Origin of the sequence: Phycobacter sedimenti, assembly GCF_038148855.1 — a bacterium.
GTDB lineage: Bacteria > Pseudomonadota > Alphaproteobacteria > Rhodobacterales > Rhodobacteraceae > Phycobacter > Phycobacter sedimenti.
Genome location: NZ_JBBVGR010000004.1, coordinates 291,342 through 310,138, shown reverse-complemented (window position 1 = coordinate 310,138; position 18,797 = coordinate 291,342). Strand labels below are relative to the sequence as shown.

Below are 18,797 nucleotides of genomic sequence, written 5' to 3'. Positions count from 1 at the left end.
GCTTTCAGCCGCTGCTGTGGTAGCACGAGCCAAGCAAAATTCAGGGGACCGTCATGGACGATCTTAAGGCAAAATATCTGGGGCAGATTGCCGATGCCCGTGATGAGGACGCGCTGGAGGCGATCCGCCTGGCCGCTGTCGGCAAGAAGGGTGAAGTGGCCCTGAAGATGCGCGAATTGGGCAAGATGACGCCCGAGGAACGCCAGACCGTTGGTCCGGCGCTCAATGCGCTGAAGGATGAGATCAACTCGGCGCTGGCCGCGAAAAAGGCCGCGCTGGCCGATGCCGCGCTGGACGAGCGCCTGCGCACCGAGTGGCTCGATGTGACCCTGCCGACGCGGCCCCAGCGCCAGGGCAGTCTGCACCCGATCAGCCAGGCCAGCGAAGAGTTGACCGCGATCTTTGCAGAACTCGGCTTTTCCGTCGCAGAAGGGGCTCGGATCGAAACCGACTGGTACAACTTCGATGCGCTGAACATTCCCGGCCACCATCCCGCCCGCGCCGAGATGGACACCTTCTACATGCACCGCGCCGAGGGCGATGATCGCCCGCCGCATGTGCTGCGCACGCATACCAGCCCGGTGCAGATCCAGTCGATGGAGAAGATGGGCGCGCCCCTGCGCGTGATCTGCCCCGGCGGTGTCTACCGTGCCGACTACGATCAGACCCATACGCCGATGTTCCACCAGGTCGAAGGCCTGGCGCTGGACAAGGACATCTCGATGGCGAACCTCAAATGGGTGCTGGAAGAATTTGTCAAATCCTTCTTCGAGGTGGACGACGTGGAGCTGCGCTTCCGCGCCTCGCACTTCCCCTTCACCGAACCTTCGGCCGAGGTGGACATCCGCTGTTCCTGGGACAATGGCCAGCTGAAGATCGGTGAGGGCGACGACTGGATGGAGATCCTCGGCTCCGGCATGGTGCACCCCAAGGTGATTGCCGCCGGCGGCATCGATCCCGACGTTTATCAGGGCTTTGCATTCGGCATCGGTATCGACCGCCTTGCGATGCTGAAATACGGCATCCCCGACCTGCGCGCCTTTTTCGACAGCGACCTGCGCTGGCTGCGTCATTATGGGTTCAGCTGCCTAGACGTGCCGACGTTGCATGGTGGTTTGAGCCGGTGACGGACACTGCGACGATTTCAGCTTGTGAAAACGTCTGTCACGATTTCTCGTGGTTGGCGGCCTTTGCGGATTGGTCTCCCGTTTTTGCGGCAATTGTTGCCGCCGTTGGGGCTTGGATCGTTGCGAAGCAAAGCTATGTCGTGGAGAAAAGAGCTGATCGAGAGAAAGAGCTATTGACCGAAAAAAGGTCAGCGTTGAAAGACCTGCTCGCTCTGCGCCAGTCGGCTCTTTACGTAAGAAAGACTGATGTACGTGAGGCCAACGAATTCGACAGATTGTGGGCTTCTGCTTCGTTAGTACAGCTGTTTTGTGAAGAACCAATGCGTGATGCCGTCCGTCGCTACCTCGGCGAACTCAACACCGAAATCTCTAGCTTAACAGTCGGTGAGACTTTGGCTGACCAATCTCGGTTGTCCCCGGAATTCTTAAACGCACATCATGACCTTCTTGATGCCGCTGTGAAGGAACTAAGAACATGAAATTCACCCTCTCCTGGCTGAAAGACCACCTCGACACCGATGCCTCGGTCGAGGAGATCGCCGAAACCCTCACCGATCTGGGCCTTGAGGTCGAAGAGATCGTGAACCCGGCCGATGCGCTGAAAGGCTTTACCCTGGCCAAGGTCGTGGGCGCCGAGCAGCACCCCGATGCCGACCGTTTGCGCGTATGTAACGTGATGACCGACGAGGGCGAGAAGCAGATCGTCTGCGGCGCGCCCAATGCACGCGAAGGGATCACCGTGGTGCTGTGTAAGCCCGGCGACTATGTGCCCGGCCTTGATATCACCCTCTCGGTGGGCAAGATCCGTGGCGTCGAAAGCCACGGCATGATGGCCTCCTGGCGCGAGCTGGAGCTGGGCGAGGATCACGACGGGATCGTTGAACTCCCCTCGGGCGAGGTGGGCGACCGGCTGATCGACTGGCTGGCGGAAAACGACCCTTCCAAGGTCGATCCGATGATCGAGATCGCCATCACCCCGAACCGCCCTGATGCGCTGGGTGTTTACGGGATTGCGCGCGATTTGGCCGCGCGGGGTCTTGGGACGCTGAAAACACCGGATTTTGACACCATCCCCGGCCATTTCGAAAGCCCGATCAAGGTCACGATCGACGAAGATACCCTGGACGGTTGCCCGCTCTTTACCGGGCGTCTGATCAAGGGCGTCAAGAACGGCCCCAGCCCGCAGTGGCTGCAAGACCGGCTGACGGCCATCGGTCTGCGTCCGATTTCGGCGCTGGTGGATATCACCAACTTCTTTACCTTCGATCAGAACCGTCCGCTGCACGTCTTTGACGCGGCAAAGGTTCAGGGCGATCTGCGGGTTCATCGCGCCAAGGGCGGCGAGACCCTGCTGGCGCTGGATGAGAAGGAATACACCCTTGGCGCGGGCCAGATGGTGATTTCCGACGCCAACGGCCCCGAAAGCATCGCCGGCATCATGGGCGGCGAGGAAACCGGCTGCACCGAGGAGACCGTCGATGTCTTCCTCGAAAGCGCCTTCTGGGATCACGTGCAGATCGCAACCACGGGCCGCGCGCTGAAGATCAACTCGGATGCGCGCTACCGGTTCGAACGCGGCGTGGATCCGGAATACACCCTCGAAGGGCTGCACCGCGCGACGCAGATGATCCTCGATCTCTGCGGCGGCGAGCCCTCCGAAGTGGTGATCGCGGGCGATGTGCCGGATCATTCACGCGCCTATAAACTGGACGCAAGCCGGGTGCAGTCTCTGGTCGGCATGGATATCCCCGAAAGCGATCAACGCCAGACGCTGACCCGACTTGGCTTCCGGCTTGAGGGCAACATGGCCCATGTGCCAAGTTGGCGCCCCGATGTGCAGGGAGAGGCCGATCTGGTCGAAGAGGTGGCGCGGATCGCCTCGCTGACCAAACTTCAGGGCAAGCCGCTGGCGCGCCTGACGCCGGGCATTCCGAAACCGGTGATGACCCCGCAGCAGCGCCGCCAGCAGATGGCGCGGCGCACGGCAGCCAGCCTCGGCTACAACGAGATCGTCAGCTATACCTTCATCGACAAGGACTCGGCGACGCTCTTTGGCGGTGGTGCCGATACGACCATGCTGGCGAACCCTATTTCGTCCGAGATGTCGCACATGCGTCCGGATCTTCTGGCGGGCCTTCTGCTGGCCGCCGCGCGCAACCAGGCGCGGGGGTTTGCGGATCTGGCCCTGTTCGAGGCCGGTCCCGTCTTTCATGGCGGTGAGCCGGGCGAGCAGCGAGATCAGATCGCGGGCCTTCTGGTGGGACGTACCGGTCCCAAGGATGTGCATGGCGCGGCTCGCCCCGTGGATGCCTTCGATGCCAAGGCCGATGTCGAGGCCGTTCTGGCCGCCATCGGCGCGCCGAGCAAAGTGCAGATCCTGCGGGACGGTGACGCTTGGTGGCATCCGGGGCGTCATGGCAAGATTTGTCTCGGACCCAAGAAGGTCCTGGCGGTCTTTGGCGAAGTGCACCCCAAGGTGCTGAGCGAGATGGGCGTCAAGGGACCTGCCGTGGCCTTCACCATCTGGCCGGACGAAGTGCCACTGCCGCGCAACTCGGGCGCAACCCGTGCAGCTCTTGCGATCAGCGACCTGCAGGCCGTGGAGCGTGATTTTGCCTTTGTGGTGGACGAAAGCGTCGAGGCGCTGACCCTGGTCAATGCCGCAGCCGGTGCCGACAAGGCGCTGATTGAGGACGTGCGCGTCTTCGATGAGTTCATTGGCGGCAGCCTTGGCGAGGGCAAGAAGTCCCTGGCCATCACCGTGCGCCTTCAGCCCAGCGACAAGACGCTAAAAGAAAAGGACATCGAAGCGGTGAGTGAGAAGATCATCGCCAAGGTGACCAAGGCCACAGGCGGTTCCTTGCGCGGGTAACCCGCCCTGATTGTATTTTTGCCGGATAGACCGCGCTCCGCTTCGGGGCGCGGTTTCATTTTGCGGAGAGCATATCTGCAAGCAGGTCGAAGACGATGCGGATCTTGCGGCTGGTGTGCAACTCGCGGTGCGTCGTCAGCCAGACCGGAAAGCGGATCGGCTCCATCCCGGGGAAGAGACGTTCGACTTCCGGTGTCAGGGTGCCGACACGGTCGGCCATGGGGGCAAGGCCAAAGCCCTTCCTGACCAGTTCCCATGCGACAAGACCATTGTGCGAGCTATGGCGAAAGTTGCGCGCCGTCAATGTGATGCCCAGCGGTCGCAGATAGTCGATCGTCTCCTTGACGCTGCCGAAGCTGATGAACTCGTGGCGGGACAGGTCTTCGAAGACCTCCGGTCTTCCGAAGCGCTCCAGATAGGTGGGGGCGGCATAGAAATGGGCGGTATCCTCGTGCACGAGGCGTGTGATCAGCTCAGGCTGCTCGGGCCGGACATGGCGGATGGCGATATCCGCTTCGCGGCGCATCAGGTCGCGAATGTCATTGGCCGCGATGATCTCCACGTTCAGCTCTGGCGCCAGTTTCGAAAGGCGGTGCAGCATCTGCGGCAGCACATAGGCCGAGTAGATGTCGCTGGCGGTGATCCGCACCGTTCCCGTGATCGACTGGGATTGCCCCATGGCGGCCAGGGCAATCCTGTCGGCGGCAAGACCCATGGGGCGTGTGTGTTCCAGCAACTCCACTCCGGCCTGGGTCAGGTGCAGGGATTTGCCGATCCGCTCGAACAGCATGAGGCCCAGTTCCTCCTCCAGCGCGGCCACCTGACGGCTGAGTGTGGGTTGCGTGAGGTGCAGACGGCGGGCTGCCGCGGACAGCGAGCCTTCCTCGGCCGTAGCCAGAAAGGCGCGGATATGGTTCCAGTCAAACCTGTTGGGCGGGCTGCTCATACATTGATGTATATACAGACTGCGATTTTGAGCAATTCCTGCATGAGGGCTCGGCCGCTATTCTGTCGGCAAAGGAGATCAGAGCCATGTCATCATCCGTTCAGTTCTGGGACAGGATCGCAGAAAAATACGCCCGCAGCCCGGTCGGAGATCCTGCCGCCTACGATTATACGCTTGAGAGAGTTCGCAGCTATCTGGGGCCCGAGGATCGCGTGTTGGAGCTTGGGTGCGGCACAGGTACCACGGCTTTGCGCCTTCGGGATGCGGTTGCCTGCTACACGGCCACGGATATTGCGCCGGCAATGATTTCCATTGCGCAGCGCAAGAAAGAGGAGGCGGGGGAAAACAACCTGCGCTTTGTCGTCTCGGATGTCGCAGACGCACCGCAGGAAGCCTTTGACGCCGTGATGGGCTTCAATCTGTTCCATCTGGTCGGAGATCTGGACTCTGCGCTGGGCCAAGTCCACAGCAGGATCCGCCCCGCAGGCCTGTTCATCTCGAAGACCCCCTGCCTGAAGGACAGCAAGAGTGTGTTTCTACGTCTGATGATGCGGGTGATGATTCCGGTCATGCAGTTGTTCGGGAAGGCGCCAAGCGTGGTGCACTTCATGTCGATCGCAGATTGGCAGGCGCGCATTGAGGCTGCCGGTTTCGAGATCGTGGAGACGGGGAACTACCCGGCCAATCCGCCAAACCGGTTCCTGGTGGCGCGGCGCACGTAAGACTGGCCGGTCTGGTCCGCCGCAGCGATCCGGTCTAAGCAGGGCAGGACAGCGAACGGAGGACAACATGACTTTGAACGTATATCTCTCGGGCGAAATCCACACCGACTGGCGGGAACAGATCATTGCGGGGGCATCAGGTCTGGATGTGACCTTCAACAGTCCCGTAACTGATCACGCCGCCAGTGATGACTGCGGCGTGGCAATTCTCGGCGCCGAAGAAAACAAATACTGGCATGATCACAAGGGCGCCATGGTCAACGCGATCCGGACCCGCAAGGGGATCGAGGGGGCCGATGTGGTCGTCGTGCGTTTCGGCGAAAAGTACCGCCAGTGGAATGCGGCTTTTGATGCAGGCTATGCGGCGGCATTGGGCAAATCCATTATCGTTCTGAGCCTGCCGGAGCATCAGCACGCTTTGAAAGAAGTGCATGCAGCGGCCCTGGCGGCGGCTGAGGAGCCGCGACAGGTCGTGGAGATCCTGACCTATGTGCTGACGGGGCAGCTGCCGACGTGAGGGATGTCGTGCTGGAGACCGACCGGCTGATCCTGCGGCCGCACCGGGCAGAGGACTTCCCGGACGTCGCGGCGCTCTGGGCGGATCCGGTGGTCGTGCGCTACATCAGCGGTGTTCCGTCCACGCCCGAGGCCTCTTGGGCACGCCTCTTGCGGAATATGGGGCATTGGCAGGCGATGGGATATGGTTACTGGGCGGTGAAGGATCGCGATAGTGGCGGGTTTCTTGGCGAGGTCGGGTTTTCTGATTTCAAACGCGATATAGAGCCGACGCTGAATCATCTTCCCGAGGCGGGATGGGTTTTGGCGCCCAAGGCCCATGGCCGCGGACTCGCAAGTGAGGCGGTAAGCGCGATGCACCGCTGGGCCGATGAAAGCAAAGACTGGAGCGAAACAGTCTGTCTGTTTGATCCCGCGCATGACGTGTCTCAGAAGGTGGCTCTGAAATTAGGGTACCGGGTACGGCAAGAGCCAGCCAGCTATCAGGGTAAGCCCACCCTTGTGATGAGCAGGACCACGGAGCGCTCCCGCCCCTGAGTCTGTGCCTTCGGCGACAGAATACAGCGTTGGGCCGGGCGCCGCGCAGGCGCGCTGCGTCGTTGCAACAGGCGGAAACGGGTGCTTTGAAAGCGCCGGGCCCAACGGGATAAGTGGCGCAAGCCCCGAAGACGGGCGGGAGTGCTAGCCGTCCTTTTTGATCTCAACGCTGTGGGGATAGGGGATTGAAATGCCTTCGGCGTCAAAAGCCTCCTTCACGGCTTGTGTCATGGCGAATTTCACCTCCCAATAGTCCGAGGCCTTGCACCAGATCCGCGCGGTAAGATCCACCGAACTGTCGCCTAGGTTGGTGACCCGAACCCACGGAGCGGGGTCCTTCATGACGCGGGTATCCGCAGCCGCTTGCTGGAGGATGATGCCCTTGGCCTTGTCGGCACTGTCGCCGTAATCGATCCCGAACACCAGATCGACACGGCGCGTATCGTGCGCCGAGTAGTTGGTGATGATCGACCCCCAGGCCTTGCCATTTGGAATGATGATCTGAACATTGTCCGCTGTCGCCAGTTCGGTCATGAAGAGGTTCAGATCCTTGACCGTGCCCGCCGTGCCGCCGATATCGACAAATTGGCCCAGCTTATAGGGTCGGAACAGCACCAGCATGAAACCTGCTGCCAGATCGCTGAGGGTGCCCTGTAAAGCCAGGCCGATCGCCAGGGTGGCGGCGCCCAGCATGGCCACGAGGCTGGTGGCCTGGATGCCGAAGATGCCGAGAACCGCGACCAGCACGACCGCCAGCAGCGCCCAGCGAATGATGCTGGCAGCAAAGTTGCCCAGGGTCGGATCTATCTGCGGTGTCTTGTTGATGCGACGGCGGACGGCTGCGCTGATCATTCCGGTGGCCAGCCAGCCGAGCGCCAGAACCGTCAGCGCCTTTGCGGAGCTGACGACCAGCGGCCAAAGGGCACCAGCCTGTTCGATTATGTCTTCCATTTATTGTTTTCCTCTCTTCGGGGGATTTTGCATGCTCTTTGGCGTCCAATGCCCGAGGAGCGTCAGCGGATGCGGACGGCTCTGGTCAAATGGGGAGGGCGGCATGGAGCTGACGTTCCGGGACGTGATCTATTGCTTTTTCAGAGCGTCGCGGATTTCAAGGAGAACATCCAGCTCGCTCGGACCTGCAGGAGCCTCTTCCGCAGGGGCTGCTTCCGCTTCCTGCCGGATCGCGGCTTCCTTGGTCTTGTTGACAAAACGGACCAACATGAAAACGACAAAGGCGATGATCAGGAAGTTGATGACGGCCATGATAAAGGCGCCATGGGCGAAGACGGCTGCGCCAGCTTCCCGTGCCGCTTCGAGGCTGGCACCTGCGGGAACCTCTCCCGAGAGCACCACGTAGCTGTTGGTGAAGTCGACACCGCCCAGAAACAGGCCGATGATCGGATTGATCAGATCACCGACCATGCTTTTGACAATGGCCGTGAAAGCCGCGCCGACGATAATACCGACGGCCATGTCCATGACATTGCCCCTGGAGATGAAGTCCTTGAATTCTTTCAGCATGACGGATGCCCCTTGTTTCGCGCTTAGCCCCATGAAGGTATGTCTATGAGGTCTGGAGTTGCATTTTACGCGGTGAAGCGGCGTCTTGTATTTAATTTTCTTAAATGTCAGGGGGGAATTCTGCGGTCTCTGACGCACCGTCGGACAGGCATGTGGCGAAATGGGGACCAAGACCAAAAAGGAAAAGCGCCGCCCCAAAGATTATGAGGCGGCGCGTGTCACATTGGTTGTGGCGTCGTCGGGGGGATCAGGATCTCAGCGCCAGTGTGGGAGAGACGACATCGATCCCAAGGGCCTTGCCGACAGCGTAGTAGGTCAGCTGGCCGGCATGCACATTGAGACCATCCAGAAGGTGCGGATCGTCCTGGCAGGCCTGTTTCCACCCCTTGTCGGCAAGGGCGAGGAGGAAGGGCAGGGTTGCGTTGCCGAGGGCCTGGGTGGATGTGCGCGCTACGGCCCCTGGCATATTGGCCACGCAATAGTGCATGATCCCGTCAACCTCGTAAATCGGGTCTGCGTGGGTGGTCGCTTTTGAGGTTTCGAAACAGCCACCCTGATCGATTGCCACATCGACCAGCGCGGCACCGGGTTTCATCTCGCTCAGCTGCGCACGGGACACCAGCTTGGGTGCGGCAGCACCGGGCACCAGAACAGCGCCAACCACCAGATCGGCCTCGCGCACAAGTTCAGCCGTCGCGGCCGCCGTCGAATAGCGCGTCCGAAAGACACCGCCAAAGACATCGTCAAGGTATCTGAGCCGCTGCAGGGAACGGTCCAGAACGGTCACGTCACTTCCCATGCCTGCTGCGATCCGGGCGGCATGGGTGCCGACGACGCCGCCGCCGATCACCACGACTTTGGCCGGAGCAACGCCGGGCACACCGCCCATCAGTACGCCGCGACCTCCATTGGCCTTTTGCAGGGTCCAGGAACCGACCTGCGGCGCAAGCCGCCCGGCCACTTCGGACATTGGTGCCAGCAGTGGCAGGCCGCCGCTTTTGTCAGTTACCGTTTCGTATGCGATTGCAGTGCAGCCCGATGCCAGAAGATCGCGGGTCTGTTCAGGATCCGGTGCGAGGTGCAGATAGGTAAAGAGCAACTGCCCTTCACGCAGCATCTTGCGCTCGGCCGCCTGAGGTTCTTTGACCTTGACGATCATGTCGGCGGTGGCAAAAATTTCTTCGGCGGTATCGATCAGGACAGCGCCAACAGCTTCGTAATCCGCATCGCTGTAGCCGGCTCCGGTGCCAGCGCCGCGTTGGATCAGCACCTGATGGCCATGAACGATCGCTTCGTGAGCGGCATCCGGTGTCATGCCGACGCGAAACTCCTGAGGTTTGATTTCAGTGGGGCATCCGATTTTCATGCTGTATCCTCCCTGATGCCTCACGAGGATATGTCTGCCCTTGCGGAATGTGCTGCTTTTTTGGGCGAAATAAAAAGGTGTGTTTCGAAGAATATTCGACTATCTGAGACAGATGTGCAAAAGGCTTCGAAGAAATGTCACTTGATTCGACGGATCGTCGCATTCTCCAGGTGCTGCAACGGCAGGGCCGGATTTCAAACGCTGAGCTGAGCGAGCAGGTGAACCTCTCTGCTTCGGCTTGCCATCGCCGCGTGCAACGGCTTGAGGCTGACGGCTTTATCAAGAACTATGTAGCCTTGCTGGATGCGCGCAAGCTGAATGTTCCCACGACCGTTTTTGTGGAAATCACGCTACAGGGACAGGCGGATGAGTTGCTTGACGCTTTCGAGAAAGCCGTGTCGCGGATCCCTGATGTGCTGGAATGTCACCTGATGGCAGGCACCGCGGATTACATTCTGAAGGTGGTGGCCGAGAACACCGAAGACTTCGCCCGCATTCACCGCCAGCACCTGACGCGCCTGCCGGGAGTGGCTCAGATGCAATCGAGCTTTGCGCTGCGTACGGTGTTCAAGACGACAGCTTTGCCAGTCTGACCCGGACGCATCATGCCCTCACGCCCGTCGGCGGCCTTTTTTGGAAAAGACCACCTCCCGTTGGGCGTGGCAGCGCGCTATGCGCGCTGCCGCGCCCAAGGCCGCCAAGAGGGGGCGACGCAGTCGGCGCATCTGAGGGCGCGGGAGGGCTTGGTTCTTTGGAAAAGAGCCGCTGCTTTATTTGTCTTACATTTCTCCGCGGCTTCTGCTTCAAGAAGGGGGGCGATTGAAAGACGGGGGAGCGGGCCATGCAGTTTGACTACATCATTGTGGGCGCAGGAAGCGCGGGGTGTGTTCTGGCCAAGCGGTTGAGCGAAGGTGGGTACCGGGTGCTGCTGCTTGAAGCGGGGGGGCGTGACAACTACCACTGGGTGCATATCCCGATGGGGTATCTCTATTGCATCAACAACCCGCGCACCGACTGGATGTATCGTACCGAGGCGGATCCGGGGCTGAACGGGCGCGCTTTGATCTATCCGCGCGGCAAGGTTCTGGGGGGCTGTTCCTCGATCAACGGGATGCTCTACCTGCGAGGACAGGCTGCAGACTATGACGGCTGGCGCCAGCGGGGCCTTGCGGGCTGGGGCTGGGACGATGTTCTGCCCTATTTCAAAAAGTCCGAGGACTACGTCGAAGGTCCGTCCGACATGCACGGCGCGGGCGGAGAATGGCGGGTCGAGAACCAGCGCCTGCATTGGGATGTGCTGGACGACTGGATGGAGGCGGCTTCCTCCTGGGGTCTGCCCAAGGTCACGGATTTCAACACCGGAAACAACGAAGGTGTCGGCTATTTCCGCGTCAATCAGCGGTCGGGTTGGCGGATGAATACGGCCAAGGCTTTCCTTCGAACTGCCACGGGGCAGGATTTGAAGGTTGAAACCCAGGCCCATACCCGTCGGATCCTCATTGAAGAGGGGCGTGCTGTCGGGGTCGAATATCAGAAAGGCGGCGAGGTGCTCACCGCTCGTGCCAGCGGCGAAGTCATCTTGTCGGCGGGCGCCATCAACAGCCCTCAGATCCTGCAGCTGTCGGGCCTTGGCCCCGGTGCGCTGTTGCAGGAGCACGGGATCGAAGTGTTGCGGGATATGCCGCAAGTCGGGGCCAATCTGCAGGACCATTTGCAACTGCGCTGTGCCTGGCGCCTGAAGGGGGCCCATACGCTCAATACGCTTGCAAATTCTCTGTTGGGAAAAGCCAAGATCGGCCTCGAATATGCGCTGAAACGCTCTGGTCCGATGTCCATGGCGCCAAGCCAGCTGGGGGCCTTTTCCCGCTCGAGGCCCGATCTTGAAACGCCGGACCTTGAATATCACGTACAGCCCCTGACGCTTGAGGCGTTTGGTCAGCCCTTGCATGATTTCCCGGGACTGACGGCGAGCGTCTGCAACCTGCGCCCCGAAAGCCGGGGGAAGGTGGAAATCACCTCTGCCGATCCTCTGGCCGCGCCCAGCATTCAGCCGAATTACCTTTCGACCGAGGGCGACCGGCAAGTCGCTGTCGCCGCAATTCGTCAGGCGCGGGCCATCATGGCCCAGGCGCCGATGCGGTCCTATGCGCCCGAAGAAATGAAGCCGGGCATTGTGTCGGATGATGAGCAGGACCTGATGCGCGCGGCTGGGGATATTGGCACAACGATCTTCCACCCGACCTGCACTGTGCATATGGGAACGGACGAAACGGCGCCACTGGATCCCGAATTGCGTGTGCGTGGCGTGGCGGGCTTGCGGGTTGTGGATGCCAGCGTCATGCCGACGATCACAAGCGGCAACACCAATGCCCCGACAATCATGATCGCTGAAAAGGCTTCCGACATGATTTTGGCGGCGGCCCGGACCGGATCAAGCGACAAAACTGTCTGAAATTGCTTTTGCGCTTGCAGGCGCTGACAATTTTCGATTCCCTTGGTTGCGCGGCGGAGGGGCTGTGCGGGTCACTCCCTGACCACGCATAGCCCGCGCGCGTCGGTTTTTCGGCTGATTTGTACCTGGGCTCCGGTGTGACATCAAACAATCACATCCAGTGGCTAGTGCAGACACGCAGACCAGTGAATTGGAAGGAGCAGTACCGTGACCAGCGACAAGGAACCTGATTCGTTTGATTGGCTGGATGCCGAACTTCAGGACACGCTGGACGAGGACTTCGAAATCGAATTCGCCGAGCCCATGCTGTCGATGGAATTGCGCAAGATCTACCGGTCGCAGCATCCCGAGATGCTGGACCGGAAAGTCTATTTCCGCAACCTTCTGCGCCTGCAGGCTGAACTGATCAAGCTGCAGGACTGGGTCCAGCACAGCGGCGCAAAGATCTGCATTCTGTTTGAAGGTCGTGACAGTGCCGGCAAGGGGGGGGTGATCAAGCGCATCACCCAACGTCTGAACCCGCGGGTGGCCCGGGTTGTTGCCCTGCCTGCGCCCTCGCGGCGTGAACAGAGCCAGTGGTATTTCCAGCGCTATGTGCCGTATCTGCCGGCGGCCGGGGAAATCGTGCTGTTCGATCGCTCCTGGTACAACCGCGCCGGGGTGGAGCGGGTCATGGGCTTTGCCAGTGATGATCAGGTCGAGCAGTTCTTCCAGGACGTTCCGGAATTTGAGCGCATGCTTGTGCGCTCTGGGATCATCCTGTTGAAATACTGGTTTTCCATCACCGATGAAGAGCAGCAGCTGCGGTTCATGATGCGGATCCACGACCCTATGAAACAATGGAAATTATCGCCCATGGATCTGGAAAGTCGCATCCGCTGGGAGCAGTACACCAAGGCCAAGGAGGACATGTTCGAGCGCACGAACATTCCCGAGGCGCCCTGGTACATCGTCGAGGGCAATGACAAGAAACGCGAGCGGCTCAACTGCATCGAGCATCTCTTGACGAAGGTGCCCTATAAGGAAGTGCCGCATGAGAAGGTCACGCTGCCGGACCGGGAGTACAACCCGGATTACGAGCGCAGGGTTCTGCCGGACGAGCTATACGTGCCAAAGGTCTACTGAGGCTCTTGGGGCGCAGTGTGGCGCTCCCGCCGGTTCTGGTACAGCCTATGGGCTGCACCCTCTCCGTTGGGCCCGGCGCCGCGCGATGCGCGGCGTACGCGCGCCGCAAGCGTTGCGGCCTTTCGCCCGACTAGTCTGCATCATCCGCCATGTTATTCAGAAAGCGCTGGAGATATCCGGCGAAGGCAGCCAGTTCCTCGGGCGAAAACCCCTTGAGCAGGCTGCGTTGCCGATCAAGTGCGCGCGGAAGCATTCTGGAATGGAGCGCATGGCCTTCCCCGGTCAGAAACCAGGACTTGCGGCGCTCATCTCCGCCGAGAACCTCGGCCCGTGCTAGACCGGCCTGTTCCATCCGCTGGAGAGCGCGGCTGACGGCGGCTTTGTCGATGCCTGTGGTGCGGGCGGCATGCCCGACCGAACAGCCGGGATCGCGTGTCAGCATCACAAGCATGCGCCACTCCATCACACCGACGCCGAATTCCTGCTGATAGGCACGGGCAGCATTTCGGGTCAGGCGGTTGCCCGCAAATGTCACCGTTACAACCGGGCTTCGATTGAAGTCCAGCGTGGGCGCCGCCGGGCTGCCGTCACGGCCATCCGGCAGGACCAGGAACATGTCATCGGTCAGATCATTCATGGTGGCAGTCTAAGGGATGTGTGTTGACACCACAACAGCAGGTGCGCAGTCTTGCTGATGTGGAGCACCCGGGAGAGAGCATAGGATGGCGCACAGACCTGTCTACGAAATCGATCCGCAGGCCTTTTGGCGCGACCCCTATCCCGACTTGGCCCGGCTGAGGGCAGAGGGGCCGGTTGCCTATGTGCCCCAGCTTGATGCGGTCTTGATCACGCGGCGCGATGACATATTCCGCGAGGAAAAACGGATCGAGGTGTTCTTGTCGGATCAGCCCGGCGGGCTGATGACCCGGCTGATGGGGCAGAACATGATGCGAAAGGATGGCGCTGCGCACATGCGGGAGCGCAAGGCGATCTTTCCGGCTGTTTCACCCAAGACAGTGAAACAGCATTGGCTGTCCCTGTTCCGAAAGGCGACGATGCGGATCCTGGACGATCTGGCGCCAAAGGGGCGCTGCGATCTGGTGCGCGATTTTGCCATGCCGGTGTCCGCCGAAGCCCTGAAGGCCGTGACCGGGCTGACCCGCATGCAGGCCGAGGAAATGGACGCGGTGAGCCAGGGCATGATCGACGGCTGCGCGAATTACGCTGGTGATCCAGCGGTCGAGGCGCGGTGCAATGAGAGCACCCGGATGATTGACGCGCATATCAGTGAGATGTGGGAGCAGCCCGCAGACGCAGGTGTGTATTCTCTGTTGCGGGTCCAGCAGGCGGCCGGATTGCCGGAGGATCAGATAAGGGCAAATATCAAACTGGCCATTTCGGGCGGACAGAACGAGCCACGTGATGCAATCGCGGGAGCCGCCTGGGCTTTGCTGCAGCACCCCGAACAGCTGGAAGCGGTCAGAACCGGACAAGCCACATGGCTGCAGGCCTTTGAGGAATACGCGCGCTGGATTTCTCCCATTGGCATGTCACCGCGCCGGGTCGCTCAGCCCTACACTCTGCATGGGGTTGAACTGATGCCAGAAGATCGCGTGTTCCTGATGTTCGGATCCGGCAACCGGGACGAGCGGGTTTTTGTGAGGCCGGATGTCTACGACATCCATCAAGACAGCCGGGCTGCAATCTCTTTTGGCGCAGGTCCTCATTTCTGTGCAGGGGCCTGGATTTCTCGTGCGCTGATCGCTGAGGTGGCGCTGCCAATGTTGTTCGAACGCCTGCCGCGGCTGGCCTTGGAGGGAGAGACGAGGTTTGGAGGATGGGCATTCCGGGGTCCTCTGGCCGTGCCTGTCACCTGGGATCCCATCGGCTGAAGGTCCGGCTCATCGGCTCGCTCGCAAGCACTTTTTAAACATCTCTGCCACGTCGCAAAGCGCACAAATGCTTGAAGGCAGGGAGGAATACCCCGAAGGAGCTACAAGCCTTGGGTGCAGGAAGCAAGGCTAACGCCAGTTTGGGGGAGGGCGGAGCCGCCTCCGGGGAATGTGCCGATTGTTCCAGCTTCGGCATGAGGTTTCCTGGCCTTGAAAAAACAAGGTTTGAGAACCCTCACCTATGAATAGCAAAATGTACCCCGTTGTACACGTATAAGTTTAGCGATTTGGCCTGACTATCAATAGATGTACATAAAAAACGTCCCAAAAAACGACAAACCCCCGGGCAGGGCCGCGGGGGTCGTCAAAAGCATCCAGAAAAAACCGGAGGAAGATCTTAGAGGAGACCTTCGCGCTGTGCTTTCTTACGTGCCAGTTTACGGGCACGACGAATCGCTTCAGCTTTCTCGCGCGCTTTCTTCTCGGAGGGTTTCTCGAAATGTTGCTTGAGCTTCATCTCGCGGAACACACCTTCGCGCTGCAGCTTTTTCTTCAGGGCACGAAGCGCCTGATCGACATTGTTGTCACGAACACTAACCTGCATGTGGTTTTCACCACCTTTCTAATTTGAGTTGCAAGGATTTGCAGGAGGTGGCCGTATAGCAAAACCGATCTAACATGTCTAGTACTGTGCTGGACGGCCCTTTCCGGTCGGCGCAGGAGCGCAAACCCTGCATTCAATCGTTACGGAGAAGCAGCATGACAGAGCAGTCTACCGAGAATACCCACAGCGGCGGTCCTGCGAATATCGAAGCGCTTTTGGATGCAGCCTTGATGCATGTGGCCTTTGATGGCTGGACCGAGGCGACCTTTGCAGCGGCCATCGCCGATTGCGAAATGGACCCGGTTCTGGCGCGGGTGCTGTGCCCGCGCGGGGCGGTGGATCTGGCGTTGGCCTATCACCGGCGCGGGGATCGTCTGATGCTGGAACGTCTGGCCGCAGAAGATCTCACGGGCCTCCGGTTCCGCGACAAGATCGCCGCCGCCGTGCGATTCCGCCTTGAGGCGGTTGAGGACAAGGAAGCCGTGCGCCGCGGTGTCACGCTCTTTGCCTTGCCCACTCATGCCGCCGATGGTGCAAAGGCGATCTGGGGTACGGCTGACGCGATATGGACGGCGCTGGGGGACACCTCCGAGGACATCAACTGGTACAGCAAGCGCGCGACCCTGTCTGGCGTCTATTCGTCCACGGTCCTGTTCTGGCTCGGGGATGAGACGCCCGGCCATCACGCAACCTGGGAGTTTCTGGACCGCCGCATCGATAATGTGATGCAGTTCGAGAAACTGAAGGCCGATGTACAGAAGAACCCCCTTTTGAAGCCTTTTCTTGCGGGGCCTGCCTGGCTGGCTGGCCAGATCCGCAAACCGAAAATGGCCGGGGACATGCCGGGGCGGCGCGAACGCCAATAGGTTTCGGTCTGGCCTGGGCATGTGACCCAGCGAATTCGGGCAGGGAACACACGCAGAGTTTGAGCGCGTCGATGCCGGTGATATGCACGTAGAAAATAACCCAGTGAAAGGACCTTAGCATGCCGGATGGTTTGCCCGATACGATGCGCGCGATCGAGATCTCACAGCCGGGAGGCCCCGAGGTTCTGACCCTCACCCAGCGGCCGGTTCCCACGCCGGGGCACGGGCAACTGCTGCTCAAGGTGGCATATGCGGGGGTCAATCGCCCCGACGCGCTGCAGCGGGCAGGGGCCTATGATCCGCCCCCCGGTGCCAGTGATCTGCCGGGGCTTGAAGCCTCGGGGGAAGTGGTCGCCATCGGAGCAGGTGTCACGGAATACGCCGTTGGCGACAAGGTGTGCGGTTTGTTGCCCGGTGGGGGGTATGCGGAATACGTGGTGACACCGGCGGCCCATTGCCTGCCGATCCCCAAGGGCCAGTCAATGAAACGGGCGGCTTGTCTGCCGGAAACCTGTTTTACGGTCTGGTCGAATGTGTTCACGCGTGGCGGGCTGAAAGCCGGCGAACGCTTCCTTGTGCATGGCGGCTCTTCCGGGATCGGAACGACGGCGATCCAGCTGGCCTCGGCGCTGGGTGCGCGGGTCTTCACTACCGCCGGATCTGACGAGAAATGTAAGGCCTGTCTCGAGCTTGGGGCAGAGCGCGCGATCAACTACCGCAACGAGGATTTCGTGAAGATTCTGCGTGCCGAGGGTGGCGCCGATCTGATCCTGGATATGGTGGGGGGCGATTATATCCCTCGCAACATCAGGGCCCTTGCCGATGATGGCCGTCTGGTGCACATCGCGTTTCTGTCCGGCCCCAAGGCAGAGCTGAACTTTGCCCAGATCATGGCGCGCCGCCTGACTGTGACGGGATCGACCCTGCGCCCGCAAAGCGATCTTGCCAAGGCCCGTATTGCCCAGGATCTGGCCGAGGCGGTGTGGCCGCTGGTGGAAGCGGGCAGGATGGCACCTGTAATGGATAGCGTTTTTGCATTGGAGGAAGCCGCAGAGGCCCACGCCCGCATGGAAAGCTCAGGCCACATCGGCAAGATCGTCCTGAAGGTCGCCGACCTCTGACAGCTACGCTTGACTGTTGGCCTGTGCGATTATTTTTGCACAGGCTGCGCTGGGCGCCGTGCGTCGTTGGCGATTTGGAAGCTGCATCTTCAATATCTCAGTAGGAACCGCACTGCCGATGGGATTGAGTGTGCGATGGTGGAGAATGCGAGCCCTCCCATAAGGATAGCCAACAGGTTGAGCGCGGAAATGCTCCAAAAGGCCCAGCGAAATGCCTGCCATTTGCGGGCGGCGATTTGGTTGAACGTGAACAATAGGATTACAAAGAGCCAGTAAAAGACCTGACGCTGGCTGCCGTGTTGAAACGCCGACACGATCATCGCTGACCCCAGCCACGGCAAACCTACGTTCAAAATGAGCAGCCAAGCCATTGGGGCGGACAATAGTCTACCGAACCGGGGCAAAGAGCGCATCCTTCAAGGTGCAGTCGCGGATCACGTCTCGGCCGCAGGGCACGGGATCAAGGGCGCGCGACAGGCAGATGCGGGCCTCCTGAATGTGGCCATCGCGGCAGGTGATGGTCAGGCTGTCCTTGCTGAGGGCCGGATTCTCTTTCAGAAAGGCCTCTTCCACCAGAGAGGCGGGTAGTTTCACAACCTTGTCAAGTTTGCGGAAAACCGCGGGGCGCGTGATCTGCGCGTAGGCCTCACGCGAGAGCGCGAAATACTGCGCGGGGTTTAGGCCCGAACAGCTGCCATGTTTCTTCCACTGATGCCAGGCAAGTCCAGGGCTGCCCATGATATCGGCCATTTCGGTGGTCTGGCGGCGGGTGGGGGGCGTCTCAACCGTGCGGCAGAAATCAGGCCAGCCCCGGTGGTACTGCGGCCAGAGCCCGTGCAGCGTCCAGCCGTGATCGTGGCGGCTGTCGCATTGGTCTGATCCCTTGGCATCGCCCTCGATCGCGCACCAGTTGGGGGACCAGCTGAGGCTCAGGACATAGTAGTCGAACTCTCCCGGAATCTCTCTGTCCCGGTTGCTTTCGGCCAGGGCGGGGATCGAAATCAGCCCGAAAACCACGGTTGCAATTGCCAGCAAGAACCTGCGCATCGCCTCTTTCCTTATGAAAACAAGGCGACTATATAGAAGTGAAGTTCCCCGACAACGGAAACCCGCCCCAGACCTCGGGGCAG

Annotated in this window: 19 protein-coding genes; 12 read left to right on the top strand and 7 right to left on the bottom strand. The window is 60.5% G+C overall.

Annotation, left to right across the window (positions count from 1 at the left end; translation table 11 throughout):
* Positions 1–53 precede the first annotated feature (53 nt).
* The 3 genes from pheS to pheT are packed head-to-tail and all read left to right on the top strand — an operon-like array spanning position 54 to position 3,999.
* Positions 54–1,127 (top strand): phenylalanine--tRNA ligase subunit alpha, encoded by a 1,074-nt coding sequence (gene pheS, locus AADA15_RS09475; protein WP_341641312.1) that lies wholly within the window; start codon positions 54–56, stop codon positions 1,125–1,127.
* Positions 1,124–1,606, top strand: coding sequence for a hypothetical protein (locus AADA15_RS09470; protein ID WP_341641311.1), 483 nt, complete (start codon positions 1,124–1,126; stop codon positions 1,604–1,606). The genes pheS and AADA15_RS09470 overlap by 4 nt, the downstream gene beginning before the upstream one ends.
* Positions 1,603–3,999 carry a phenylalanine--tRNA ligase subunit beta gene (pheT, locus tag AADA15_RS09465; protein WP_341641310.1) on the top strand — a complete coding sequence of 799 codons (2,397 nt, stop codon included), beginning with the start codon at positions 1,603–1,605 and terminating at the stop codon, positions 3,997–3,999. The genes AADA15_RS09470 and pheT overlap by 4 nt, the downstream gene beginning before the upstream one ends.
* A gap of 55 nt (positions 4,000–4,054) precedes the next feature.
* Here the strand turns inward: pheT and AADA15_RS09460 are convergent, their stop codons facing one another.
* Positions 4,055–4,945 carry a LysR family transcriptional regulator gene (locus AADA15_RS09460; protein WP_341641309.1) on the bottom strand — a complete coding sequence of 297 codons (891 nt, stop codon included), beginning with the start codon at positions 4,943–4,945 and terminating at the stop codon, positions 4,055–4,057.
* An 86-nt stretch (positions 4,946–5,031) separates the two neighbouring features.
* Here AADA15_RS09460 and AADA15_RS09455 point away from each other — a divergent pair, with 86 nt between their 5' ends.
* The 3 genes from AADA15_RS09455 to AADA15_RS09445 all read left to right on the top strand — a co-directional run bounded on the left by AADA15_RS09455 (position 5,032) and on the right by AADA15_RS09445 (position 6,720).
* Complete coding sequence (locus tag AADA15_RS09455; RefSeq protein ID WP_341641308.1) at positions 5,032–5,667, top strand: class I SAM-dependent methyltransferase; 636 nt, start codon at positions 5,032–5,034, stop codon at positions 5,665–5,667.
* A gap of 67 nt (positions 5,668–5,734) precedes the next feature.
* Positions 5,735–6,184: a YtoQ family protein gene (locus AADA15_RS09450; RefSeq protein ID WP_341641307.1), complete on the top strand. Its 450-nt coding sequence runs from the start codon at positions 5,735–5,737 to the stop codon at positions 6,182–6,184.
* An 8-nt stretch (positions 6,185–6,192) separates the two neighbouring features.
* On the top strand, positions 6,193–6,720 hold the full coding sequence (locus AADA15_RS09445) for a GNAT family N-acetyltransferase (RefSeq protein WP_341641306.1): 528 nt from the start codon (positions 6,193–6,195) through the stop codon (positions 6,718–6,720).
* Between the two features lie 144 nt (positions 6,721–6,864).
* Here AADA15_RS09445 and AADA15_RS09440 read toward each other — a convergent pair whose 3' ends face one another.
* The 3 genes from AADA15_RS09440 to ald form a co-directional block, all read right to left on the bottom strand.
* Positions 6,865–7,671, bottom strand: coding sequence for a mechanosensitive ion channel family protein (locus AADA15_RS09440; protein ID WP_341641305.1), 807 nt, complete (start codon positions 7,669–7,671; stop codon positions 6,865–6,867).
* 129 nt (positions 7,672–7,800) lie between these two features.
* Positions 7,801–8,241: a large conductance mechanosensitive channel protein MscL gene (gene mscL, locus AADA15_RS09435; RefSeq protein ID WP_341641304.1), complete on the bottom strand. Its 441-nt coding sequence runs from the start codon at positions 8,239–8,241 to the stop codon at positions 7,801–7,803.
* Between the two features lie 247 nt (positions 8,242–8,488).
* Complete coding sequence (gene ald / locus AADA15_RS09430; RefSeq protein ID WP_341641303.1) at positions 8,489–9,607, bottom strand: alanine dehydrogenase; 1,119 nt, start codon at positions 9,605–9,607, stop codon at positions 8,489–8,491.
* A gap of 134 nt (positions 9,608–9,741) precedes the next feature.
* On the opposite strand from ald, the gene AADA15_RS09425 reads away from it, so the two are divergent.
* The 3 genes from AADA15_RS09425 to ppk2 all read left to right on the top strand — a co-directional run bounded on the left by AADA15_RS09425 (position 9,742) and on the right by ppk2 (position 13,184).
* The gene (locus AADA15_RS09425) at positions 9,742–10,200 is read left to right on the top strand and encodes an Lrp/AsnC family transcriptional regulator (protein WP_341641302.1); all 459 of its coding nucleotides are present in this window, start codon (positions 9,742–9,744) and stop codon (positions 10,198–10,200) included.
* Between the two features lie 248 nt (positions 10,201–10,448).
* On the top strand, positions 10,449–12,059 hold the full coding sequence (locus AADA15_RS09420) for a GMC family oxidoreductase (RefSeq protein ID WP_341641301.1): 1,611 nt from the start codon (positions 10,449–10,451) through the stop codon (positions 12,057–12,059).
* A gap of 207 nt (positions 12,060–12,266) precedes the next feature.
* Complete coding sequence (gene ppk2, locus AADA15_RS09415; RefSeq protein WP_341641300.1) at positions 12,267–13,184, top strand: polyphosphate kinase 2; 918 nt, start codon at positions 12,267–12,269, stop codon at positions 13,182–13,184.
* 130 nt (positions 13,185–13,314) lie between these two features.
* On the opposite strand, the gene AADA15_RS09410 is transcribed toward ppk2, so the two are convergent.
* Positions 13,315–13,821, bottom strand: a complete 507-nt coding sequence (locus AADA15_RS09410; RefSeq protein ID WP_341641299.1) for a MarR family winged helix-turn-helix transcriptional regulator — start codon at positions 13,819–13,821, stop codon at positions 13,315–13,317.
* A gap of 85 nt (positions 13,822–13,906) precedes the next feature.
* Here AADA15_RS09410 and AADA15_RS09405 point away from each other — a divergent pair, with 85 nt between their 5' ends.
* Positions 13,907–15,076, top strand: a complete 1,170-nt coding sequence (locus tag AADA15_RS09405) for a cytochrome P450 (protein ID WP_341641298.1) — start codon at positions 13,907–13,909, stop codon at positions 15,074–15,076.
* A gap of 397 nt (positions 15,077–15,473) precedes the next feature.
* Here the strand turns inward: AADA15_RS09405 and rpsU are convergent, their stop codons facing one another.
* Positions 15,474–15,680 (bottom strand): 30S ribosomal protein S21, encoded by a 207-nt coding sequence (gene rpsU, locus AADA15_RS09400; protein ID WP_005614280.1) that lies wholly within the window; start codon positions 15,678–15,680, stop codon positions 15,474–15,476.
* A gap of 155 nt (positions 15,681–15,835) precedes the next feature.
* On the opposite strand from rpsU, the gene AADA15_RS09395 reads away from it, so the two are divergent.
* Both AADA15_RS09395 and AADA15_RS09390 read left to right on the top strand, forming a co-directional pair.
* Positions 15,836–16,546: a COQ9 family protein gene (locus AADA15_RS09395; RefSeq protein WP_341641297.1), complete on the top strand. Its 711-nt coding sequence runs from the start codon at positions 15,836–15,838 to the stop codon at positions 16,544–16,546.
* Between the two features lie 131 nt (positions 16,547–16,677).
* Complete coding sequence (locus AADA15_RS09390) at positions 16,678–17,667, top strand: NAD(P)H-quinone oxidoreductase (protein WP_341641377.1); 990 nt, start codon at positions 16,678–16,680, stop codon at positions 17,665–17,667.
* A 387-nt stretch (positions 17,668–18,054) separates the two neighbouring features.
* Here the strand turns inward: AADA15_RS09390 and AADA15_RS09385 are convergent, their stop codons facing one another.
* Positions 18,055–18,714: a ribonuclease T2 family protein gene (locus AADA15_RS09385; RefSeq protein ID WP_341641296.1), complete on the bottom strand. Its 660-nt coding sequence runs from the start codon at positions 18,712–18,714 to the stop codon at positions 18,055–18,057.
* Between the last annotated feature and the right edge of the window lie 83 nt (positions 18,715–18,797).